This window comes from Pseudomonas sp. GW821-FHT10C09 (genome assembly GCF_059415465.1).
This window is the reverse complement of sequence record NZ_JBWKNG010000002.1, coordinates 1-23,463: the sequence shown is the minus strand read 5'-3', so window position 1 is coordinate 23,463 and position 23,463 is coordinate 1. Positions and strand designations below refer to the sequence as shown.

Sequence of the window (23,463 nt, the reverse complement as noted above, 5' to 3'; positions counted from 1 at the left end):
TCGGCTATGGGCGCTTTGTGGCAAACCGATACGAGTAAAACTGTGGTCCCAACTGAACGTGTGGATGAAGCGCCATCACCTGAAAAACCTCGCACCAGTCGTGTCAAACACGGCTGGAAGGCGTTTTGGTTGTTGCTGCTGATCATCGCGATTGTCGTGGGACTGGCGGCCGCCAAGGAAATGCGCACCTCGAAATTCCAATCCAGGGAAGTCAGCAAATTTGCCGCGTCCCTGAGCTATTCCCTGGAACCAGGCCCCAGCGATGCCATTCGTTACCCTGGCGCCGGGCCTTTTGATTTACGTCTGGGCTACAGCTCACTGGATGAGTTCCTGCCGCGGTTGCTCAAGCGCGATTACGTGATTTCAGCCCAAACCCGTTTTTCCCAAAAGTTGATGGATTACAGCGGCAAGGGCCTATTCGTGCCCTACTCCGAGAAAATCCAGGCAGGCCTGTCCATCACCGACTGCCGTGCCATGCCGCTGTACCAGTTCAAATACCCGCAACAGCTGTACTCAAGCTTTGATTCGATCCCGCCGGTGGTGGTCAGCAGCCTGTTGTTCATCGAGAACCGCTTCCTGCTCGACCCCAAGCAACCCTTGGCCAACCCCGCCGTGGACTGGCCGCGCTTCGGCATGGCCGCGTGGTCGCAGGTGGCCAAATTGATTCACCTGCCAGGCCAGTCGGCGGGCGGTAGCACCTTGGCGACACAGCTTGAAAAGTATCGGCATTCACCGGATGGCCTGACGGTGTCGGGCGCGGAAAAGATCCGGCAGATGATCTCTGCCACCGTACGCGCCTATCAGGCCGGTCCGGAAACCCTTGAGGCCCGGAAAAATGTGGTGCGCGACTACCTCAACAGCGTGCCGCTGTCCGCCGTGCCCGGCCATGGTGAAGTGCATGGAATGGCCGAAGGGTTGCGCGTCTGGTACGGCGCCGACTTCGACAAGGCCAACGAGACGCTGAACAGCCCTGACACCGACCCAAAGACGATGGCCGCCAAAGGCCTGGCCCTGCGTGAAATGCTCTCACTGATGATTGCCCAGCGCCGCCCTTCCCACTACCTGACCAAGGGCCGTGATGAACTGGTCGACCTCACCGACAGTCACATTCGCCTGCTCGCCCAGAACAACGTGATCGATGCGCCGTTCGCAGCGGCAGCGCTGGCCAGCAAGGTCACTTACCGCGACTGGCAAACCCAACCGACCATTCAACCGATCGAAACCAACAAAGGCATCAGCGTGGCCCGCAGTCGCCTGGGCGGGTTGCTCAATCGTCCGCTGTACGACCTTGATCGCCTCGACCTGTCCGCCACCAGCACCCTGCAAGGCGACCTGCAAACCAGGGCCACCGAGTACCTCAAGCATCTGGCCGACCCGGCGTTTGCCACGCAGATCGGCTTGATGGGCGAACGCTTGCTCACGCCCACCAGCACCACTCAGGTGCGCTACAGCTTCACCCTGTTTGAACTGACGCCGGACGGCGCGCGCGTGCGGATCCAGACCGACAGCACCGACCAGCCGTTCGACATCAACGAAGGCAGCAAGCTGGAACTGGGCTCCACCGCAAAAATGCGCGTGCTCACCACCTACCTGCAAATCATCGCCGAGCTGCACGATAAATATGCCGGGATGACCGTTCCTGAACTGAAGAAAGTCGATGTCCCCGACCAGGACCGCCTGAGCCGCTGGGCCGTCGACTACCTGATCGAAAACAAAGACCGCAACCTGCCGGCCATGCTCGGCGCGGCGCTGGATCGCAAATACTCGGCCAGCCCTGGCGAAGCGTTTTTCACCGGGGGCGGCTTGCACGTGTTCCATAACTTCCGCAAGGAAGACAACGGCCGCATACCGACCTTGCGCGATGCCCTGCGCGAATCGATCAACCTGCCGTTCATCCGGCTGATGCGCGACCTGGTGCGCTACACCACGTATTCCGGCCCCAACAGCAGCGCCGAACTGCTCAAGGACGACCGAGACCCACGCCGTCAGGAATACCTGGCGAATTTCGCCGACAAAGAAGGCACTTCGTTCCTGCTGAAGTTCTGGAAGAAGTACAAAAACAAGGACACCCAGGCACGGCTCGACACCTTCCTCGACGGCATGCGCCCGACGCCGATCCGCATGGCAGCGGTCCACCGGTATCTGCAGCCACAGGCCAGCCAGGAAAGCTTCAACACCTTTGTGCGCTCGCACCTCAAAGGCGCCAAGCTCACCGAAAAACTCACTGACGAACGCCTGCAACGGCTGTACGAAAGTTACAGCCCCGGCGCCTACGACCTGCCGGACCAGGGCTTCATCGCCAAGGTTCACCCGCTGGACCTGTGGCTGATGGGCTACCTGCTGAACAACCCTGACGCGAAGTGGGGCCAGATCGTCAAAGCCAGCCAGTTCGAACGTCAGGAAGTCTATAGCTGGCTGTTCAAAAGCAAGCACAAGGGCGCCCGCGACAGCCGCATCCGCACCATGCTCGAGATCGAAGCCTTCCTGGACATTCACCAGCGCTGGCAGAAAGTCGGCTATCCGTTCGATCACCTGGTGCCGTCGCTGGCCACGGCCATCGGCAGCTCCGGCGACCGTCCGGCAGCGCTGGGCGAGTTGATCGGGACCATTCTCAACGACGGCGTGCGCATGCCGACACTGCGCATCGACACGCTGCATTTCGCGGCCGATACGCCGTACGAAACCAAACTGATCAATGACCCGGTCGCGGGTAAACGGGTGATGCCGTCCGAAGTCGCCACTGCCATGCGCGAAGCCTTGTCGCAAGTGGTGGACGCCGGTACAGCGAAACGTGTGTCCGGCAGTTTCACCCTGCCCGATGGCAAACCGTTGGCCATGGGCGGCAAGACGGGCACCGGCGACAACCGCATTTCCGCCATCGGTTCCGGCGGGCAGGTCATCAGTTCGAAATCCCTGAACCGCACGGCGACCTTCGTGTTCTACATCGGCGATCACCATTTCGGCACCCTCACCGCCTTCGTGCCGGGTCGCTCTGCCGAAACATTCACGTTCACCTCGGCGTTGCCGGTGCAGGTACTCAAGGGCATGGCGCCGATCCTGACGCCGTACCTGCAACCCGCCAGCAACACGGGTTGCCTGCCGATTGAAGTCGTACGGCGTTAACACAAGGGTCATGGCGGGCGGGCGGTAATTAATTATTTTCGGCATTGATAATTCCAATGCTTTTTCAAGGACCCACACCGACTCAACAGCAGTAATTCAAACTTTAACTTTGAGCCATGAACGGTAGGCTGGGAACTCCAACTTATATTCAAGGCTCACTAAAACAATGTCTGACTTACAAGGACGTATAACTAACCAGCCACAATCTGACACACCTGCAGACAGCGGGCGTCATTACGAACTTATAAAAAACCGAATCCCTCACGTATTCAAAAGTGCATCGCCAAGAAGAGCGCAGGAACTCGCCGCTACGCCAATAGCCACGGCACGCTGGCCAACCACTCCGGACGCTGATCACAAGCAGTTACAAGACGCCAATCTGAAACTATGGACGGAACACAACACTGTCGACCAGTTACTCGACAAGTTGCAAAATGTTTATGAGTTTTCCGAACCCTTATTGAGTGCCGCACTGAAGGAACACTTTGGCGTCGAGGACAACGTCAGAACAACCTTCCTGCATCTTTATTTACCCAAGCAACAGCCGTGGTACGCCATCGATATTTCAAAAGGTGTGGTCGCCCGAACGGTATCCCTGCTGGATGCCGCACTGCACAACTTCGCCCGTACCGAAACCTGCGAGGCCGATTCGGATTTCATCAGCCAACCCGATGAACGTGGGCTGTTCGACATCAAACCGATCAAACGCAAGATGTCCATCGCTCAGTTCCAGACGTTGTGTCGCGAACTGGATATCGGCGCCCGATACAACCAATACCTGCAAAGCAGGTTGTTGCCCGACGATGCCGTTGCCAAAACGCTCTTGAAGAAAAAAGTCGTCAGAAGTCAGAAAGCCGCCTTCAAAGCGGCGACGCAACTGGCGGTGGTGACCGGTGACATCGGACCGCATACCCGTGATGTTGTCCTGGCGATGCTTGATAGCCAGCAAACCATAAAACTCAAAGGCAAGACCTTGCGGTTTCACCAACTGTCGATGCTCGACACGGCGTTGACCGGCATCGTCCTGATCGCCCCGGATCTGGATCGGACATGGCAAATCGAGCCAGTGATCGCCTATGTCCCGCAAGACCCCGAACATCCGCTGAAAACATACCCCTCGCTCCCCGACTTCCTGAACGAACTGATACGCCAGTTGCGGGAAAACAAACTGATCAGATCCAGCGGCATGACCTACCGCCAATACTTCAGTCAATTCGTCCCCCATCAGCAACGCGGGCTGTTTTTCGCCGAACTCCAGCAGAACCTGACCGAGGTGCGCTGGCACAAAAAAGAGCCACTGGATCAGCGTCCGCCATGGCGCGAAGAGCCGGTGGCTCACCCTCGGCTGCATTTTCGTACCGAACTGATTAACGACAATCTGTGGACGCATCTCTATCAGCAGAAACTGAACAAGATTCTCAACGACGCCAGACACATCGCCGTGTCCACCGCCGATGCCGACAGCAATGCCCGCTGGGCCTGGTGGGACAACTTCAAGAAGATCGTTTCGGACATCTTCAACGTCGCGCTGATTGTCATCACGCCGTTCGTGCCCTTCCTGGGTGAGTTGATGATGGCCTATACCGCCTACCAGATCACCAGTGACGTGGTCGAATCCATCGTCGACATGGCCGAAGGGTTATGGACCGAAGCCGCCGAACACATCGTCGAGGTGGTGACGAACATCATTCAACTGGCGGCTATTGCGGCAGGTGCGGAGCTTGGCAAATTCGCACGCCTGAGGCTTTCGCCCTTGATCGAAGGCATGAAACCGGTGAGGCTGCCCAACGGTCAGTCCCGGCTGTGGCATCCAGATCTCAAACCCTACGAACAGCCCGATCTCACGTTGCCGGACGATTCGCGACCGGATGAACGTGGCCTGCATTCGCACAAGGGGCAAAGTGTGTTGCCACTGGAGGGCAAACACTACGCCGTGCAACACCAGGTAGAGCAGGGTCGCTACCGCATCAAGCATCCTCAGCGCGCCAATGCCTACTTACCCGAATTGAAGACCAATGGCCTGGGTGCCTGGATCCATGAGGGCGAAACCCCACAGGACTGGGAAGGCCCGACATTGATGCGCCGTCTTGGCCATGACGTGGACGATATCAGCGATGCAGCGCTTGAGCGGGTTCGCATCGCCAGCGGCACCGACGACGATGCGCTGCGCCGAATGTACATCGACAATACGCCACCGCCGCCGCTGCTTGCAGACAGCCTGCAGCGTTGGAAGATTGACCGGCAGATCGACACCGCCATCGGACACATCCGTGCCGGGCAGTCCCTCGAACCGACCTCTTACTGGTTCGCGCCACTGGTGACCTATCTGGACGGCTGGCCCGCAGAGAAAGCGCTGAAGGTTTACGAAAACACCGACCTGAGCGGGCATTTTCGCCAGTTTGGCGACGGCGAGGCCAGCGACGAACAGACCCTCGCCACCAGTCTCGCCCATGTCACGAGCGAGCAATTTGCGCAAAGCGTCGTCGACTTTTTCAACGACGCCGAGCTGGAAACGTTGCTCGGCCCGCAGGTCGCCAAGGGTGATCGCGTGCAGGCCCTGCGTAATCGACTGGCTGATGAAGCCAGCGAGATCAGGACAGACATCTTCAATTATCTCTACCAGGCCGGGCAAACTTCGGACAACCCGCGTATCCGCGTGCTTCGTCAAACGGTACCGGAGCTGCCGGCGCGCACGGCCGAAACACTGCTGGCCGGGGCCCGTGGCGCTGAACTGGAGCGCCTGTCAAAAGAACAGCGCCCGCCGCTGCGCTTGAAAACCCTGGCCCGCGAAGCCGCCTTCGAAGCACGGCTCAGCCACGCCTATGAGGGATTTTATGCTGACGCACAGTGGAGGCCAGATACTGAAAGCCTGGTGCTCAATACCTTGCGGCTGCACAGCGACACCTTCGCCGAGCTGCGCATTGAAGTGCGCGAAGGCAGCTTCGACGGCGCCCTGCGATGCAGCGTCGGTGCTGAGGGTGCGACGACCGTGCGACTGCTGATCCGCGAGGAATCCGGCCAATACGAAGTGCGGGACGGCGCCAACAACAAACTGCATGAAGCCGACGATTTTATGGAGTCGGTACTCCACGCTGTGCCCGCCAACAAGCGTCAGGCACTGGGTTACCGGCCCGGACAAGGCCTTTTCTTCAAGCAATGGATCATGGCCAAGACCGAAATGCCCAGCGTGCGTCGGGTACTGCTCGCCGAGCCGCCGAATGTGCCCGTCCTGCCCCCCGAAACGGTCACCCTATTGCGTGGCAAGCTGTTTTCCAAGCCCGCCGCGACACTGGAGGATCGGGTACGCAATCTGTACCCCCACCTGAACGAACGCGAAGTGGCTGCCTTCGCTCAATCCTTGAATGCCAAAGAAGAGCCGTTCAAGGTCATGAACGCGCTGGAGGACGAACTTGGAAAGCTGCGACAGACTCTGGAAAATTGGGAACCTGCGCCCTATGACGGCACGGGTGACAGTGAAGTTGACCCCGAATGGATGAGTTTCAGGTACAACGGCGGGAGCTTGATTGCCGAACGATTGTTGCAGTGTTTTGAACGAAGATCGATGGTCTTCGGTGAGCGCAGCGCCAGCCTCGACGGTGGATACACGCTGGATCTGTCGGCAGAATTCAATGTCATCAACCTCGATCTGTGGTGGAACAAACTGCCGGACATCCAGCACCACCTGTCTAAGGTCACCACGCTGAACCTGGACCGTGCAACCTTTAACCCCAGAGCCGGCAGCCTGCTGGAAAAATTCACCCAGCTTGAGCAGCTCAGTGCCAGAGGCTGCCGGCTGGCCCACTTGCCGGACGACATCGACAAGATGCACTTTCTGCGCACCCTGCGCCTGACGGACAACCACATCACCCTGACACCCAAAGCTGTCGAGATCCTTAGAAACCTCACCCGCATGGAAACGCTCAGGCTCGATGAAAACCCGAAGCTGGGCCTGCTGCCCAATGTCGAGCGTATGCCCAAACTGATGATCCTCAGCTTGAGCAACACCGGGGTGACGCGCTGGCCTGAGGGTCTGTTCAAGAAACGCCGCCCCCGGGGGTTTCTCCTCGACCTGATGGAGAACCCGCTCACTGAACTGCCGGCCGTGACGCCCGGCTCCGAAGATGCACGCATCGTGGCCCGCACGCGTTTGTTCACCAAGCAGCTCTCCGATGCAAACCGCTTCGCTTATGAGGAGTACCGAAAGTCGGTGGGCTTGAGCCCCAGACATATCTACCGCAGTGCCGCCGAGCATGCGATCGATGCCTGGCCGATGTCGGATGATTCCCGTTGGTGGAGTCGGGTCGTCGCCGGATTGGGCACGTTCAAGGAAGAAGCCTGGCACGACTTGATGGGCGAGCCGGGCTCCAAAGACTTCTTCGCTTTGATTGAAAAATTGAAGCAGACGGCCGACTACCGAGCCGGTGGAGCACTGCGCGATCACCTCAGCGGGCGCGTCTGGCGCATGATCGAGGCCATGGACCTGGACACTGAATTGCGCACCGAGCTGTTCGAGATGACCTCCGCCCCTACCACCTGCGCCGATGCCGGTGCCCAGTTATTCAACAACATGGGGATCAAGGTCCTCACCGCCGAAGCTTATGCCCTCTCTGCTTCGGCCGAGATTCTGGAAAGCAGGCTGGTGACCCTGGCAAAAGGCGCCGCGCGCCTGGCACGGGTGGATGACATCGCCGGTGCCGATGTCCGCAGCCGAGCGGGCAATCCCGATGAAGTCGAGGTATACCTGGCCTACGAAACCGGCCTGGCCCACCGCCTGGGCCTGCCATGGCAATCCAATACGATGCTCTTTGAAACCACGGCCGGCGTAAGCGCCAAAAACCTCGATACGGCGTTTGACACCGTGATCTCCATGGAGGCCGGCGACGGGCTGGTCAATGAAATGATCGAGCAGCCCTTCTGGGAAAAGTACCTGCGTGAAGCCTACCCCGACGCCTACCACCGTAACGCCCGAATCTACCGGGGCAAACCCGAGCTGCTGGATCAGCTGCGCGATGCGCAACGCGCCTGGGCACACTCCGCCCGATGGTCGGAACTGCACCGGGCTCCGTTGCGCCGACAGTTGCAGGATCTCGCCGACCAACTGCCCGTACCCCACAACGTGGTGTTTACCGGCGCCGAGATGACCGATGCCGTGTATGAGCGGTTGCTCAACGAGATCGGCTATGACGAAAAGGCGTTGAGCCGACGCTTGACCCGTGAAGCCCTGCAAAAGGCCGATCCGTCGAAATAGATGCGTGTCGATGCCAGTCTCGCCGCAGGCATTGAGGGACTGGCATCAGCCCACCTCTGAATCCCAGATGACCGTGATGTTGCCCGAGTAACTTCGGGCAACGCCCGGTTCGAGCATCTCCTCGACCTGGTCCCGGGCCACGTCGAAATGCAGCGTCCCGGGTTTTTGATCCACGTAAACGCCAGGCTGGAACCAGTGTGTGCCGCTGCCATCGAGCAACAGCGGGCGGTGGTTGACCGGCTGATTCGCGGCATCGGTCAAACCGCTGGGCAAGGTGACGCTGATGTTGAGCGGCACCGAATGTCCCGCCGTCGGTTCCCGCACCGCGCAGGTATTGCCGCTGACGTACTGGCACTCGAGGTTCATCTTGAAACGGCTCGAAGCCGAAATATTGAACGTCTGATCACGGAACAACCGCGTCGGTTTGCGCCCTTGCGTCAACCAGGCCTGCCAGCCACCTTGCGGCACCAGTTCAATGCGCGTACCACCGGGAGGAATGTCCACCTTGAGCGTGTGCTGAACATCCAGCGTGAAATTGAGGATCAACTGCTCGTCATCCGGAATCATCACATCGCCCATGTCGAAATCCTGGCGAGGACCGACCGAGTACGGGATGGAGCCCGTGTATTTACCCGCCTTCATGTTCAGCGGGTCCGGTGTACGCAGCTCATAAGCGAAAACGAAGTACAGGTAGCGGAAGGACATCGGAATGTCGAAAAGCGCCTTCTTGCTGCACACGCCCACATTCTCCGGCACTCTCCAGAAGCTGTTGTAACCCCGCGAGCCATGTGTATACCAACCCACACCCTGACAAGGCGCAGGCGCATACGCCCATCCCCCTCCTTCCCACAGCTGGTCCCAGTATCCGCCACCGGTCAACTCTCTGACGGGGAGCGGAGTCTGTGCCTCGTGTCCAATACCGCCAATCCGTATGGAAAGCATTCGGGTATCACCCGACTCATGCGTCACCGGCACCTCTCGCCACTCTGAGGGCACCCGGGCCATGCCGCCCTGACGAGGGTCGGTGTGATTGGCCAGGATCGGCGCATTGGCCGTGAACAAAATGGGCGCACCCAGGCTGAACAGCCCATAGGGCTCGCAGGCCTGCGGAACCTGTTGGCAGAACCCTTCGGACGGTGTCTGATTGATGAATTTATTGCTCTGCGGATTGGACGAATCGGGCTTGAAGGTTGCTTCGATGTCCACCGTCACGGCGTGCGCCGACATCGCCAACACGGCGCACAACAGGCCGGTCAATTTTCCAAATGATTGCGTACGCAGACAGTTCATTGTCTTTCCTTCAAAAATCATAGTAATGCTCGGCCCGTTGCAACCGTGGCAGCGTTTGACGGAGCGCTAAATATCCGAATCCCAGATCATTGTCACGTTGCCCGAGTATTGACGTGCCACGCCCGGACCAATCATTTCTGCCACCTGCTCGGCAGGCACCTCGAAGTGCAGCGTTCCCGGTTTGCGATCCACATAAATGCCCGGTTGAAACAGCTCCGTGCCACTGCCGTCAATCCGCAGCGGTAAACGACTGACCGGTTTCCCACTGGCATCGCTCAAGCCATGGGGCAGGCTGACGCTGACATTCAGGGGAACAGCGTGACCGCTGACAGGTTCGCGCAAGGAACAATGCTGTCCATCCTGCGTGTATTGGCATTCGAGCTGCATTTTGAAACGTGAACTGGCGGAAAGATTGAACGTCTGGTCGCGGAACAGGCGTGTCGGTTTGCGCCCTTGGGTCAGCCACGACTGCCAGCCGCCTTGCGGCACCAGTTCCACACGGTTGCCCCCCGGGGGTATTTCCACTTTGAGGGTGTGCTGAACATCCAGGATGAAGTTCAGCGTCAGGGTCGGACTGGTGGGTTCCATGATGTCGCCCATGTCGAAGTCCTTTCCCGGTCCGAAGAAATAGGTCCAATCTCCGGTGTATAGACCGGAGGACATTCCCAACGGATTAGGTGTACGCAGCTCATAGCCGATCTGCATTCTGTCGTAAGCCAGATTCGAAATGCGATAGTTGGCGGTTGCCGCACATTGATTCGCGGTCGGTGTTATCCAGAAAAAGGTTCTACTGTTCGGCGCGGTATACATCCCGCCAGTTCCCTGACAGGGAGCCGGCGGATTCCATGTCCAATCGCCCCATAATCGAGTGTGCCAGCCCTGAACGGTTGTGGGTTCACCTTCACCCACGAGGTTTTCGGCGGTATCCGGAAGGATATAACGGCCGCCGATCGAGGCTATGCGCACCTCCAGCTCCGCATACTCTTGAGTATCGACATTCCTGACACGAAGCACCTGCCAGTGACTTGGCACGCGAAACATCGCCCCTTTGCGCGAATCAGGGTGCTTGGCTTCAATGGGCGCCACAGACACGAAATCGATCGGCATCAGAAGTGAGAACAGACCTCTGTCGTTACAGAACTCCGGTTGTAATTGGCAATGCCCCGTCACAGGCGTTTGATTAACGAACTTATTTTCCATAGGTTTGGAGGGATCCGGTCGAAATACCGCCCTGATCTCCATGGTGGCACTCATGGCCGACTCAACACTCCATAGAATTACCATCACACTCCAGACAAAAAGCCTCGCAACTCTTTCCATTCTTTTAGGTTTCATGGTTTATCACTCAAGCACCCGGCATCACCGCGTTGAAGATCATGTTGACGTTGCCAAAGTAATTGCCGGGCTTGTAAACCCCGTCGGCCGGCGGCATCGGGACGATTTCCAGCAAGACGCGTTTGCCGGGGGCGGCATCGGTCAGGGACACCACTTCGCTGCTTTCAAGCTCACTCAACAACGTGCCGTTGAACAGCACCCGCAAACCAATGTCATCGGCCGGGGTGCCGTTGGACAGATACGGTCGACCTTCAAGCCTTGCCTCGATCGAGCCGGCTTCGTTCTTGACGTCGAAATGCTTGCGCAAACCGCCCAGCGTCGACGCGGTCAGGTTCCAGGGCAGTTGCTGCTCGCGATGGATCCAGGTCGGGTCGGAGGGAATCACGTAGAACGCCTGCGTCGGGATCGTCACGAACACTTCGAACTGATGCACTTCCCTGGCGGCAAAGGCCGGATGACTCGCACACGCAGCAGCCACCGCGAACAACCCGAAGATCAGTTTCCTGGTCATGGCTTCAACCCTTCACGTCGAGTTTTTTGCTGTTTGCACCTTCCACCAGCGTGAACTGGTACTGGCGTCCGGCCTGTTTTTCGAAGGTAAACGTACGGCCGGCAAGAATGTGATGCTTGGTGGTCGGCTGGCAGTCCTGCTCGCTTTTAACCGAGCAATCCTTGAACTCATCGATCACCACGACCGTGTTGCCGTTGTTGCGGATCCGATAAGTGCCCGCGCCGTTTTCGATCGCGCTGTCAAAGCGTGCCAGCTTGGGTCGTACGAAAAAAACCGCGCCGTAACCCGCCAGTACATTGACCCCGGCGGAGAGGGTTTTCTTGTAGTCGTCACGCTCTTCTTTGGAGACGGCGAACTCGTCTTCCTTCTCGGGCACCACCGGTACAAAACGCACGCGGAAATAGCGCTCTTTGTCGCGCTCCCCCATGAACAACAATCGCGTGCCCTGCATGCCATTGGCCGGGACGATCAGTCGAGCCGGGCTGGCCATCAAGCCATCACGGGCGCTGCCATCCGTGCTGGTCTTGAGCGGCACTTCCTGCGATTTGCCTTCGGCGTCATAGAGGATCTCGAGAATGTTGACCTTCACGAAAGCCGTGCTGTCGCCGCCATTGAACACCCGTTTCAAAAAGGTGCTTTTGTCGCCGTCCAGATAGTCGTAAACGGTGCCGATATTGATGCTCGGTGTTGCCTGCGTTGCTTGGGTTATCAAACAAAAACCAAATACTGCCAACAGACGTTTCATCGTCCTTTACCTCGTTGATTAATCACGTTCTGCCGGGCCATCAACCCGCCGTTCGAGCCACAAAACTTGCATCCGCCAAGGTGTCCGGCGTGCAGCGCAAATCACCGATCATCAGCACGTTGTTTTCCGTGCGGCCATTGCTCGGGTCGAGGCGGAATTGACACAGCAACTGATCACCGTGGCGCACTTCCAGGGTCGGTGAGCCGGCGTTCATTTCCATCGAGAAAAAGCCGTCCACTTCACTCACGCCGCGACTGGCGTGGTTGATGATGTGGTGCCCCTTGAGCGGGTTGCCCGCGGGGTCGATCAGGCGACCGAGCACGGTGAGGGTGCGCATGACCTTGATCTGGCGATACTCCACGCCGCCCTTGTTCAAGTGATAACTGGAACGGGCGGGCTGGATGGTCGCGGCGGGCACATGGTTGCCCTCGAAATCGAAGCTGACCGAGCTGCTTTTGTAGGCAGTGATCGGCACAAAATTGCGCCCGGGTTTGAGTACCGTGCTGCTGCCGCTCAAATCGTCGGCGCGCAAGGCGATGTCGGTGATGTCCGATTCGACATCGATAATCATGCCCGCACCGTTGCGGTGGTACTGGCTGGTCACGACCATTTTCTGGCCGCCGACGGCCACGGTGCTGTCCAGGTTCAGGCCACCGGTGAAGTCGTTGTTGAAGGACGAGCGCTGGACAAATCCGTCGCCGTTGACCAGGTCCGTTTGCATCGTCCCCATCGCGTTCAACCCCACGCCGTAGGTGTCGGTGAGAACCGTGGCCGAGACACTTTGCAGCAGGTGATCCTGCAGGTCCTTGCGGTAGGAGATCGAGGCGTTGTTATCCCGACCGCCCTCGCGCGCGGTGCGTGAGCCGATGCTGCCGGAGATCTGTTCACCGGGGCCGCCCAAGGCAACGTTGACGCTCAGGTCGACGCCACGGTTGCGGTCGTCATCCGAACTGATACTGCCGGGCCGATCGAACAGCGACAGTCGCCAGTTGGCATCGCTGCCAAACAGCCGGGTGCGCTGGGTCCATCCCAGATCCACCCCCGTGCCGTTGGTGTTGCCCTCGCTGTGGGACACACGGGCATTGACCGAACTTTTGCTGGTCAAGCGATGGTTGAGCGACAACGAAGAGTTGCTGGTCTGCCCGACAAACACGTTGCGCTGACGCACTCGCGTGCCATCCGGCAGGGTGTCATACAGTTTCGTCGTGTCGAGCCAGCTGCGGTTGTGGCTGGCGACGATGCTGCCGCTGCCATAGGAATAGAGCCCCTGCACATCGAAGCCGGTGCCGTAATCTTCGGTCTGGTAGACGTTGGCGAACAGGCTGGCGTTATTGATGATCGACCAGTCGATCGACGTGCCGTATTGCAGGCTGTCGCGCACCTGACGGCCGCTCAGGCCGAGGATCACCCGAGGGTGCAGCAAGTAGTTGAACGCGGCGCCAGCGGTCATGTCGCCATCGTCCTGTTCGTCCCAGTTACTGAGCACCTTGGATTCACGGCCGGCGAAGAGGTTGTAGCGCCAGCGCTCGTCATGGTTACGCCAGTTGTTCGGCTTGTAGATCAGTTCCTGGGTGCTGGAGGTGATTTGGCCGTCTTCGATCAGACGCACTTCCACTTCATAGATGCCACCCGGCAGCGGACGCGTATCGAGGGTTTGCAAACCAGCGGGCACGGCCTGGGTATTGATCAGCAAACCGTCGCGGTAGATCTCCACCGATCCCTGGCGATTGGCGGTGACATAAATGGGATAAACCGCTGGCTTCGGGTTGTTCAGGGCCAGGCTGTCGGAGCTGCCATACATCACGCCCAGCGCCGTGTCGGGGCTGGTGCCAAAGGTGTTGGGCTGGCGGGTCAGGCCTTCGGACGAGGGCGTGAACAGGCCCAGGCGCAGAAAGTTGCCTTGCAGTTCGCGCTGGGTAAACAGCTCATTCACGGCGTGATAGAGCGTGTTATCGATGCCGCCCAGTCGGGACCACTGAACGTTGACGGCTTGGGTCCAGTTACCCAGGCTGCTGCTGGCTTCCAGACCATAACGGCCGCCGAGATCCTGGTTCTGGCCACCGTTGAGGTTCAACTGGTTGCGCACGATCAAACCGGTGCTGCCGCCTTCGGGCAACGTGTAGTAATGCTGCGCTTGCTCGTCACGCTCGGCGTTTTGCGTGACGATCGACAGCAGCGAGTTTTCCAGACTGTAATGTACCGCCAGAAGCTGCTCGGGGCACTTGGCCTCGCAACTGCCCAGCGCCACACCTTGCTTCAAATAAGTCGACCAGGTATCGCGCTCGCTGGGCTTGATCGTACTGTCACTGATGTCAGTGAAGTCAACCAGGGTGACGCGGTCGTCGCGGGATAACACCACCATCGCCTCACCGAGAAATTGTTGGTCAAGTTCCACACGCACGGCCAATGGCACGTCAAAGAAGTGCTCTTCGAACTCAGTCGGCAACCCCTTGGCCTGCGCCAGCAGACTTCGAGGTGTAGTGCCGTTTTCCGCTGGCGCGGCGATTGCGGTTGCGCAGAAAAAAAGGGCAAGCGCCGTCGCGATGGGAGTCATCGGGAACATGAACGGGATACTCTGAAGATAAATACGTTGAAACCCGATCGACGGGCAGAAGTTACCCGCCAACCGGTAAGTGTTATCAATAAGGACAAAGCCTTAAGTCATAACCGTATTACGGAGTTACGCGGGGGATTGCGTCGAACATCAACACCGGCGTGGAGTTATATAGACCATTCTGACCGTCAGCCGGCTTGACGGCGGCGATCACCAGATCGGCCTGCATGCCGCCGTTGGACTCAGTGTCGCCTACTACTTCTTGCGAGACGCCCGACAGGGTTATGCCGTTGAAGGTATAAGTCAACGCGATGGTGTTGGTACCGTTGGACAACGGCTGCGGGCCACCTTCGATGTAAGCGCCAACCGAACCATTGGTGTGTTGCACATCGTAAGTCGCACGAATTGGCGTCAATGTGCCTGCCCCTAGAACGTAGGCCATCTTTTCAGCTTTACCGAAGTCTGGGTTGCGCGGCTGAGCATGGAAGACCTTGCTTGGAATGGTGGCGCTGATGTTGATGACAGTGTGCGCGTCTCCCGCAGCGAACGCCGCCGAAGAACTGAGGGCCAGGAGAGTCATCGGAACGGCGATTGCAAACTTCTTGAACATTGTTGAGTACCTGTTTTTTCAAAGGATTGGGCGAATAAAAGTTAGAGCAAGCGAATGCCATACCGTGAGGCGGTGGTGAATTCGCTTAACTTTCGACGCCAGAGAATGATCGGCCAATCGCTCGAGAAAGTAAGTACGTAAGTTCCTAAGCACATGTAGTAACAATGACTTTTGAACAGCAGGAAAAAATCCTCAAAAACAACAACTGGATTGTTTTACCCTCAGAAAAATACTACACACAGTTCAAACTAAAAAAGCACACAGATAATACTTAATCAAACTTCCGTCAGAACAATACTACTATCACTAAATAGTAAGCCAATGATAAACAGCAGCGCCTTACAATTAGTTCAATTACTCTAAAAGAGCACACTTCTCATCATTTTCAACGGTCGACCGTTCGTCTCGGGGCCTTGCTTTTGCCTAAAGATATATCTTAAGTTGTATCTAAACACGACGAGAGAAGACGTAAAATGAGAGACCATCATTCCCATCGAGAGCACAGCGACAGCCGCGACGGCTTCGAAAAACGCCCAGGCCCCGGCCGTGAACGCGGCGGCCGCGGCCCGCGTGTGTTCGCCCCCGGCGACCTGAAACTGTTGCTGCTGGCATTGATCGCCGAGCAGCCTTGCCACGGCTATGACCTGATCCGCCAGATCGAAAGCATGTTCGACGGCGCGTACAGCCCCAGCCCCGGCGTGATCTATCCGACCCTGACGTTCCTGGAAGAAAGCGAAATGATCCTGGGCGACGCCGATGGCGGTAAAAAACGCTACAGCATCACCGACGCCGGACGTCTGTCACTGACCGAGCAGGCGATTGCGCTGGACGGCGTGAGGATGCGCATCGACGTCAGCAAGCGTTCGCTGCGAGGCCACGACCGCCCGGCCGAGATCCACGAGGCGGTGCATAACTTGCGTCATGCCTTGCAGATGCACCACGGCCGCTGGAGCCCGGAAGAAATCCTGCGGGTGCGCGACTTGCTCAATAACACTGCCAAAGCCATTGTCGATGGCCCTGCCGTTCCACCCGCTCAGGAGAAAGCCGAATGACTGAAGTGATCGTGCAATCCATCCACCGCGTCATGCATGAAATCAAACGCCGTCGTCTGCAAGTGTTGCGCGTGGTCGACCTGACCCCGCGCATGCGCCGGATTACCTTGGGCGGGCCGGAGCTGGCCGGTTTCGTCAGCCTCGGCACGGACGACCATGTCAAACTGCTGTTCCCGCAGAACGCGGCGGAACACGCGGCGCTGGAAACGTTGGTGCTCGGCGCCGGCAAAGACAACGGGGCAACGTCGATAATGCCGCCAGCGATGCGCGACTACACACCACGTCGCTACGACCTCGACACGCTTGAGCTGGACATCGATTTCGTGCTGCACGGCGACGGCCCTGCCTCGACCTGGGCCGAGCAAGCCCAACCCGGCCAGTTCCTGCACATCGGCGGGCCACGCGGTTCGATGATCGTGCCGGACATGTTCGACAGCTACCTGCTGATCGGTGACGAAACCGCCCTGCCCGCCATCGCCCGCCGCCTCGAAGGCTTGGCGGCCAATCGCCGTGCGTTGGTGGTTGTAGAAGTGGAGAACGGTGCCGAGCAGCAACATCTCAAAAGCGCCGCGCAGGTCAATGTCATCTGGGTGCTGCGCGAGGGTGGTAAGGACAATCTGCTGACCACCGTGAAGCAACTGCAAGTGCCGAGCGGCAATCTGTATGCGTGGGTGGCGACTGAAACCAAAGTGTCGCGTCAGATTCGGCGGGTGCTGCTTGATGAGCACGGGCTGAACGAGCAAATGGTCAAAGCGGTCGGCTACTGGCGGCTGGATGACAGCGACGATGAATAACTGAAGCCTGACAAGCATCCTGTGGCGAGGGGGCTTCTGTGGCGAGGGGGCTTGCCCCCGTTGGAGTGCGCAGCGCTCCCAGACTTTGGGGCCGCTGCGCAGCCCAACGGGGGCAAGCCCCCTCGCCACAAATCAGGTTCACTTTCGGGCCTGCCATCTATCGAGCCCGATCACTATCAGCGCGACCACCACAAACCCCACCAACAATCCCCCCGCATTCACAAACACCTGTGGATAACCCAACTTATCCACATCAATGAACGGATAGGGATAAACCGCCAGCAGATGCCCGCGCCACAACGCATACGCGAAATACCCCAGCGGATAAATCACCCACAGGCCAATGTGCCGCAGGCGTAACGTACCTTTGGGCACGCACCGCCACCAATAGGCCAGAAACAGCAGCGGCATGATGTCGTGCAGCAATTCATCCGCCAGAAATTGCCAGCCTTCGGGGTGCCACAAATGCCGCAGCAACACGCTGTACACCAACCCCACCACAGCGATGCTCACGGCAATCGCGCTGCTCACCCACGGCTGCAAAAACCAGCGGCGAGCCGCCGACTCACGGGACGTCCATTCGCAGGTCAGTACCGTCGCCACCAGCGTGTTGGTCAGTACCGTGAAATAGCTGAAAAAGCTCACCAGACCGCCGATCAGCCTGGCATCCAGCGTCCAGCGTGAATACAGGATCAGGTACAGCTGAATGGCCAGTCCCGCCCAGCCCAGTACCGCCGCAACGGCAACAAAACGACGCCTCGCGACCGAGCCCGGCATGTTCAGACCGGTCGCTTGGTGCGCATCAACTTCACGTACAAACGCTCGACCTTCTCCCGGGCCCACGGGGTTTTGCGCAGGAACGTCAGGCTCGACTTGATGCTCGGGTCGCTCTTGAAGCAGCGGATATCAATGCGCTCGGCCAGCCCCGACCATTCGTAATGTTCAACCAGGGCGTTGAGGATCTGTTCCAGCGTCACGCCATGCAGCGGGTTGTTGTTCTGTTCGGTCATGCCGGGCCTTCGAGCGATGTAAGGAGTGGGAAGCCGCGCACCTTAGCCGAGGGGGTGATCGGGTGGAAGCGCTCTGTGCGCTATCTCTTACTGTAGGTGACCTTGATAAGACTGCCGCCCGGCACTGTTACCGAATCTGAAATGATCCATGTCAGTAAAAGCCCTTTCTCTATTTGTAACAGAACATTATCCTTGCGCCCGCCAAGCTGAAACGCTTCCGCACACTGCTTCACGCCTGCTGCACTCCGTATTTTCCCTAGAAAAAGACCCAGAATTTCTTCTCTATGCCTGACTTTCAAACTTCGCGAGACAGCGCTGTCTGCACAGCTATTGCCAGCCGGAAAGCCCTGAACCTGATCGGTGGATTCACCGCGCTGGGCTTCGCCACCTGCACCCAGGCGGCGCCCGCCTTCGACAGCGATTCACCGTGGATGCTCGGCGACTGGAACGGCACGCGCACCGAACTTGCGGAAAAAGGCTACGACTTCAAAGTCGATTACACCGGCGAAATGGGCAGCAACCTGCACGGCGGCTACGACCATGACCGCACCGCGCGTTACAGCGACCAGTTCGGTTTCGGCACGCACCTGGATTTGCAGAAAATCCTCGGTTGGGACGACGCCGAATTTCAGCTGACCATCACCGAGCGCAACGGCAACAACATCAGCAATGACCGCATCAATGATCCACGCGTGGGCGGCTTCACCTCGGCCCAGGAGGTCTGGGGCCGCGGGCAAACCTGGCGCCTGACGCAGATGTGGTATCAGCAGAAATTCTTCGACCAGAAGCTCGACATCAAGGCCGGTCGTTTCGGCGAAGGCGAAGACTTCAACAGCTTCCCCTGCGACTTCCAGAACCTGGCGTTTTGCGGCTCGCAAGTCGGTAACTGGGTCGGCGACATCTGGTACAACTGGCCGGTCAGCCAATGGGCGTTGCGCGTTAAATACCACCTCACGCCAGAGCTGTACGCGCAGGTCGGTGCCTACGAGCAAAACCCGTCGAACCTGGATCGCGACAACGGCTTCAAGCTCAGTGGCAGCGGCACCCAAGGCGCGATTTTGCCGGTGGAACTGGTGTGGACGCCGAAGCTCAACGGCCTGCCGGGCGAATACCGTGCCGGGTATTACTACAGCAGCGCCAGCGCCACCGATGTCTATAAGGACAGCAATGGTCAGCCAGCGGCCCTGAGTGGTGAAGCGTATCGCAGTGCATCGAGCAAACACGGCGTGTGGCTCGGCATTCAGCAGCAGATCACCAGCGTCGCCAGCGATAACAGTCGTGGTTTGAACGTGTTCGCCAACGGCACGATGCACGACAAGAAGACCAATGCCATCGACAACTACGTCCAGGCTGGCGTGGTCTACAAGGGCTTGTTCGATGCGCGCGCCAAAGACGACATCGGCTTCGCCCTGGCCCGGGTTCACGTCAACCCGGCCTACCGCAAAAACGCCGAGGCGACCAATCAGGCCCGCGCCGTCTTCAACTACGACGACCCGTCGTTCCTGCCACCGCAAGACACCGAATACAGCGCCGAACTCTATTACGGCGTGCATGTGACGAACTGGCTGACCGTGCGCCCGAACCTGCAATACATCCGCCATCCCGGTGGCGTGGACCAGGTCGATGACGCCCTGATTGGCGGGATCAAGATCACTTCATCCTTCTAACCCCCCAGTGGGAGCGAGCCTGCTCGCGAAGAGGCCGTCAGCCTTGACATCAATGTTGACTGAACCTCCGCTTTCGCGAGCAGGCTCGCTCCCACAAGGGAATGCATCAACCGAACAGATTTCAACTGAACCATGCCCACGCCAGATCGTCATCTACAGTGAACTTGCGCGGGACTACTTAAAACGTCACGGAGAACCACACTATGAGCACTGATGGTGCTTTGAGTCGAAGCCGTCTGTTGCCGAGCCTGCTCGGCATCCTGCTTCTGCTAATGGGCCTGGCCATGCTGGCCGGCGGGATCAAGCTGAGCATGCTCGGCGGCTCGCTGTATTACCTGCTGGCCGGTATCGGCCTGACGCTGACCGGCGTGCTGCTGATCATGGCTCGCCGCGCTGCGCTGGGCCTGTACGCACTGGTGCTGTTCGCCAGCACCGTTTGGGCACTGTGGGAAGTCGGCCTCGACTGGTGGCAACTGGTGCCGCGTCTGGCGCTGTGGTTTGCGCTGGGTATCGTCATGCTGCTGCCATGGTTCCGTCGTCCGCTGCTGCGCGAAGGCGCTGCACCGATGGGCACTGGCGCCCTGAGCGTCGCCGTGGTCGTGGCAGGCGTGGCCGCATTGGCCAGCCAATTCACCAACCCGGGTGAAATCAAGGGTCAACTGGACCGCGACAGCGTGCCCGGCATGACCAACACCGCGCCGGCCATGCCCGACGGTGACTGGAATTCCTACGGCCGCAGCGCCCACGGCGATCGTTACTCGCCGCTGACGCAGATCACTCCGCAAAACGCTCACAAGCTGGTCCCGGCGTGGACTTACCGTACTGGCGACTTGCCGGGCCCGAACGATCCTGGCGAAACCACCGCTGAAAACACCCCGCTGAAAGTCAACGGCATGCTGTACGTGTGCACGCCGCACAGCCAGGTGATCGCGCTGGACCCGGACACCGGCAAGGAAATCTGGCGTTTCGACCCTAAGCTCTCCACGCAAAACGCGGCGAACTTCAAGGGTTGGGCGCACATGACCTGCCGTGGCGTGTCGTATCACGATGACGCCGTCTACGCCTCCGAGCAGAGCCCGACCGGCAGCGCCAGCGCCGCCGTGACCAATGCCTGCCCACGCCGGATCTTCCTGCCGACCGCCGACACCCGTCTGATTGCCCTCAACGCCGACACCGGCAAGATGTGCGAAGACTTCGGCGACAAGGGCCAGATTGACCTGCGCGCCAACATCGGCGGCTTCACCGCCGGCGGTTACTACTCCACCTCGCCTCCTGCGGTCACCAAAGACCTGGTGGTGATTGGCGGCCACGTGACTGACAACGTTTCCACCGACGAGCCAAGCGGCGTGATCCGTGCGTTCGACGTACACACCGGCAAACTGGTGTGGAACTGGGACAGCGGCAAACCGGACGACACCACGCCGATTGCCGAAGGCCAGACCTACACTCGCAACTCGCCGAACATGTGGTCCATGTTCGCCGTCGACGAAAAACTCGGCATGCTCTACCTGCCGATGGGCAACCAGACCCCGGACCAGTTCGGTGGCGCTCGCACCCCGGAATCGGAACTGCACGCCGCCGGCCTGACCGCACTGGACATCGCCACCGGCCAAGTGCGCTGGCACTTCCAGTTCACCCACCACGACCTGTGGGACATGGACGTCGGCGGCCAGCCAACCCTGATGGACCTGAAAACCGCTGACGGCGTGAAGCCGGCGGTGCTTGCGTCCACCAAGCAAGGCAGCATCTACGTGTTGGACCGCAGCACCGGAAAGGCCATCGTGCCGATCAACGAAGTGCCGGTGCCGCAAGGCGCTGTCGCCGGTGATCACACCTCGCCGACCCAACCCAAGTCCGACCTCAACTTCATGCCGCCGCCGTTGCAAGAACGCGACATGTGGGGCGTGACGCCATTCGACCAACTGGTCTGCCGGATCACCTTCAAGTCCCTGCGCTACGACGGCCCGTTCACCCCGCCATCGCTGCAAGGTTCGATCGTTTATCCGGGTAACTTCGGCGTATTCGACTGGGGCGGTGTCTCGGTCGATCCGGTGCGTCAGATCCTGTTCGTGAACCCGGACTGGATGGCCTTCAAATCGAAAATGATCCCGGCTGCGGAAATTGCCGCCCAAGGCCCGCGCAAAAGCGAGACCGAAGGCGTGCAGCCAAACAAAGGCGCGCCGTACGGCGTGATCCTCGAACCTCTGCTGTCGCCAATGGGCCTGCCGTGCCAGGCACCGGCGTGGGGCTACGTGGCCGCGGTCGACCTGACCACCCATGAAAAAATCTGGATGCACAAGAACGGCACCGTGCGCGACAGCTCACCGGTTCCGATCCCGTTGAGCATGGGCGTACCCAGCCTGGGCGGCACCTTCGTCACTGCTGGCGGCGTTGGCTTCCTGAGCGGCACCCTCGACCAATACCTGCGCGCCTACGACGTGAAAAACGGCAAGCAACTGTGGGAAGGCCGCCTGCCGGCAGGCGCGCAAACCACACCGATGACCTACACCGGCAAGGACGGCAAGCAATACGTGCTAGTCGTTGCGGGCGGTCACGGGTCGCTGGGCACCAAGCAAGGTGACTATGTGATGGCGTACAAACTGTCCGAATAAGGTTTAGCGGCGGTTAATGCAAAGGCGACTCCTGTGAGGGGGTCGCCTTTTTTTGTGGCCGCGATTTTTGTCACCCCACGGATCAAATAGGAGTGAGCCTGCTCGCGAAAGCGGTGTGTCAGCCACCATTCATGTTGAATGTTAAACAGCCTTCGCGAGCAGGCTCGCTCCCACAATTGGATGGAGGATGGTCTGGAAAATCTGTGGGGGTCCTACAGCCGTGGCGGTTTTTGAGGGGGATTCCGACAGGCTGTGTCGGTTGTTGTGTCGGAAGTCATGGGGATAGGCTCTGGGTGTCGCTGCAAAATCAGCGACCGGGCTTCGCGGCCTGAATTAGCTTACTTGGTGCATAATCACCGCCCTCAACCGACTCTCCTTCATAGTTTGTCGATTGGTTTCATGGTGGCTGTGCGCGGGATACCTTCGGGTATGCCGGGTTTACCAAGTGCTCGGTCCGCGAACCTGCGTACAGCTGCCACCTTCCATTGCTTCGCGGCGATTAGTGGCAGCTCCATTACTTACTTGGAGCTTCACCATGATCAAAGAAACACCAAATCCCCCCGAAACAGACGACGTTTCCCCCTACGAATCCGTCGATTCCAAAAAATTCCACGACGCTGCTGAACGCGCGTTGAATCACTACCTCAACCCCGCAGTACTGAAATCACCACCCACCCGCAAACCCAGCACCATGTTCATGCTTGCACCGGACCTCAACGACGAAGACCTGCTGGCCCACACCTGTGAAACCCTGGCCCAGGCCAGCGTCATGGCCGGCGATTTTGCCGCCTACCTGGAAGGCCCGCACCGCAACACCGCCATGGCCATCCAGCAAATCGTCATGCTCGCCGAACTGGCGGCAAACCGGATGATGGACAACCTCGTACTGCCCAAACCCGCGCCACATCGCTA

At 59.0% G+C, this 23,463-nt stretch carries 15 protein-coding genes; 7 read left to right on the top strand and 8 right to left on the bottom strand.

The window, feature by feature from the left end:
- The first annotated feature begins 6 nt into the window (after positions 1 to 6).
- On the top strand, positions 7 to 3,123 hold the full coding sequence (locus tag AC07N8_RS01545) for a transglycosylase domain-containing protein (protein WP_493142296.1): 3,117 nt from the start codon (positions 7 to 9) through the stop codon (positions 3,121 to 3,123).
- 166 nt (positions 3,124 to 3,289) lie between these two features.
- Positions 3,290 to 8,371, top strand: coding sequence for an NEL-type E3 ubiquitin ligase domain-containing protein (locus AC07N8_RS01540; protein ID WP_493142294.1), 5,082 nt, complete (start codon positions 3,290 to 3,292; stop codon positions 8,369 to 8,371).
- Between the two features lie 45 nt (positions 8,372 to 8,416).
- On the opposite strand, the gene AC07N8_RS01535 is transcribed toward AC07N8_RS01540, so the two are convergent.
- From AC07N8_RS01535 to AC07N8_RS01510, 6 genes are all read right to left on the bottom strand, one after another.
- Positions 8,417 to 9,661 carry a hypothetical protein gene (locus AC07N8_RS01535; protein ID WP_493142293.1) on the bottom strand — a complete coding sequence of 415 codons (1,245 nt, stop codon included), beginning with the start codon at positions 9,659 to 9,661 and terminating at the stop codon, positions 8,417 to 8,419.
- Between the two features lie 66 nt (positions 9,662 to 9,727).
- Complete coding sequence (locus AC07N8_RS01530; RefSeq protein WP_493142291.1) at positions 9,728 to 10,915, bottom strand: hypothetical protein; 1,188 nt, start codon at positions 10,913 to 10,915, stop codon at positions 9,728 to 9,730.
- Between the two features lie 91 nt (positions 10,916 to 11,006).
- Entirely contained in the window at positions 11,007 to 11,507 is a 501-nt protein-coding gene (locus AC07N8_RS01525; protein ID WP_493142289.1) for a CS1 type fimbrial major subunit, read from the bottom strand.
- Positions 11,508 to 11,511: 4 nt separating this feature from the next.
- Entirely contained in the window at positions 11,512 to 12,252 is a 741-nt protein-coding gene (locus AC07N8_RS01520) for a molecular chaperone (protein ID WP_493142288.1), read from the bottom strand.
- Positions 12,253 to 12,292: 40 nt separating this feature from the next.
- Positions 12,293 to 14,815 carry a TcfC E-set like domain-containing protein gene (locus AC07N8_RS01515; RefSeq protein ID WP_493142286.1) on the bottom strand — a complete coding sequence of 841 codons (2,523 nt, stop codon included), beginning with the start codon at positions 14,813 to 14,815 and terminating at the stop codon, positions 12,293 to 12,295.
- A gap of 109 nt (positions 14,816 to 14,924) precedes the next feature.
- Positions 14,925 to 15,416 carry a CS1 type fimbrial major subunit gene (locus AC07N8_RS01510; RefSeq protein ID WP_483841921.1) on the bottom strand — a complete coding sequence of 164 codons (492 nt, stop codon included), beginning with the start codon at positions 15,414 to 15,416 and terminating at the stop codon, positions 14,925 to 14,927.
- A gap of 473 nt (positions 15,417 to 15,889) precedes the next feature.
- Here AC07N8_RS01510 and AC07N8_RS01505 point away from each other — a divergent pair, with 473 nt between their 5' ends.
- Together AC07N8_RS01505 and AC07N8_RS01500 are read left to right on the top strand one after the other, a co-directional pair.
- Positions 15,890 to 16,468, top strand: coding sequence for a PadR family transcriptional regulator (locus tag AC07N8_RS01505; RefSeq protein WP_493142285.1), 579 nt, complete (start codon positions 15,890 to 15,892; stop codon positions 16,466 to 16,468).
- A complete protein-coding gene (locus AC07N8_RS01500) occupies positions 16,465 to 17,262 on the top strand; it encodes a siderophore-interacting protein (RefSeq protein WP_493142283.1) in 798 nt (265 codons plus the stop codon). The genes AC07N8_RS01505 and AC07N8_RS01500 overlap by 4 nt, the downstream gene beginning before the upstream one ends.
- 138 nt (positions 17,263 to 17,400) lie before the next feature.
- On the opposite strand, the gene AC07N8_RS01495 is transcribed toward AC07N8_RS01500, so the two are convergent.
- Together AC07N8_RS01495 and AC07N8_RS01490 are read right to left on the bottom strand one after the other, a co-directional pair.
- Positions 17,401 to 18,039 (bottom strand): Pr6Pr family membrane protein, encoded by a 639-nt coding sequence (locus AC07N8_RS01495; protein ID WP_493142281.1) that lies wholly within the window; start codon positions 18,037 to 18,039, stop codon positions 17,401 to 17,403.
- Between the two features lie 2 nt (positions 18,040 to 18,041).
- On the bottom strand, positions 18,042 to 18,272 hold the full coding sequence (locus AC07N8_RS01490; RefSeq protein WP_007944895.1) for a VF530 family protein: 231 nt from the start codon (positions 18,270 to 18,272) through the stop codon (positions 18,042 to 18,044).
- Positions 18,273 to 18,556: 284 nt separating this feature from the next.
- On the opposite strand from AC07N8_RS01490, the gene AC07N8_RS01485 reads away from it, so the two are divergent.
- From AC07N8_RS01485 to AC07N8_RS01475, 3 genes are all read left to right on the top strand, one after another.
- Positions 18,557 to 19,939 carry a carbohydrate porin gene (locus tag AC07N8_RS01485; RefSeq protein ID WP_493142279.1) on the top strand — a complete coding sequence of 461 codons (1,383 nt, stop codon included), beginning with the start codon at positions 18,557 to 18,559 and terminating at the stop codon, positions 19,937 to 19,939.
- A gap of 203 nt (positions 19,940 to 20,142) precedes the next feature.
- The gene (locus AC07N8_RS01480) at positions 20,143 to 22,551 is read left to right on the top strand and encodes a glucose/quinate/shikimate family membrane-bound PQQ-dependent dehydrogenase (protein ID WP_493142278.1); all 2,409 of its coding nucleotides are present in this window, start codon (positions 20,143 to 20,145) and stop codon (positions 22,549 to 22,551) included.
- A 535-nt stretch (positions 22,552 to 23,086) separates the two neighbouring features.
- The coding region (locus AC07N8_RS01475; protein ID WP_493142277.1) for a DUF6124 family protein at positions 23,087 to 23,463 on the top strand (377 nt) is incomplete at its 3' end.

What these genes read in the sequence shown, in the direction of transcription:
- AC07N8_RS01480 (WP_493142278.1), top strand. Translation starts at nt 20,143, where the DNA reads ATGAGCACTGATGGTGCTTTGAGTCGAAGCCGTCTGTTGCCGAGCCTG.
- AC07N8_RS01495 (WP_493142281.1), bottom strand. Translation starts at nt 18,039, where the DNA reads ATGCCGGGCTCGGTCGCGAGGCGTCGTTTTGTTGCCGTTGCGGCGGTA.
- AC07N8_RS01510 (WP_483841921.1), bottom strand. Translation starts at nt 15,416, where the DNA reads ATGTTCAAGAAGTTTGCAATCGCCGTTCCGATGACTCTCCTGGCCCTC.
- AC07N8_RS01535 (WP_493142293.1), bottom strand. Translation starts at nt 9,661, where the DNA reads ATGAACTGTCTGCGTACGCAATCATTTGGAAAATTGACCGGCCTGTTG.
- AC07N8_RS01530 (WP_493142291.1), bottom strand. Translation starts at nt 10,915, where the DNA reads ATGAGTGCCACCATGGAGATCAGGGCGGTATTTCGACCGGATCCCTCC.
- AC07N8_RS01500 (WP_493142283.1), top strand. Translation starts at nt 16,465, where the DNA reads ATGACTGAAGTGATCGTGCAATCCATCCACCGCGTCATGCATGAAATC.
- AC07N8_RS01525 (WP_493142289.1), bottom strand. Translation starts at nt 11,507, where the DNA reads ATGACCAGGAAACTGATCTTCGGGTTGTTCGCGGTGGCTGCTGCGTGT.
- AC07N8_RS01490 (WP_007944895.1), bottom strand. Translation starts at nt 18,272, where the DNA reads ATGACCGAACAGAACAACAACCCGCTGCATGGCGTGACGCTGGAACAG.
- AC07N8_RS01515 (WP_493142286.1), bottom strand. Translation starts at nt 14,815, where the DNA reads ATGTTCCCGATGACTCCCATCGCGACGGCGCTTGCCCTTTTTTTCTGC.
- AC07N8_RS01520 (WP_493142288.1), bottom strand. Translation starts at nt 12,252, where the DNA reads ATGAAACGTCTGTTGGCAGTATTTGGTTTTTGTTTGATAACCCAAGCA.
- AC07N8_RS01485 (WP_493142279.1), top strand. Translation starts at nt 18,557, where the DNA reads ATGCCTGACTTTCAAACTTCGCGAGACAGCGCTGTCTGCACAGCTATT.
- AC07N8_RS01545 (WP_493142296.1), top strand. Translation starts at nt 7, where the DNA reads ATGGGCGCTTTGTGGCAAACCGATACGAGTAAAACTGTGGTCCCAACT.
- AC07N8_RS01505 (WP_493142285.1), top strand. Translation starts at nt 15,890, where the DNA reads ATGAGAGACCATCATTCCCATCGAGAGCACAGCGACAGCCGCGACGGC.
- AC07N8_RS01540 (WP_493142294.1), top strand. Translation starts at nt 3,290, where the DNA reads ATGTCTGACTTACAAGGACGTATAACTAACCAGCCACAATCTGACACA.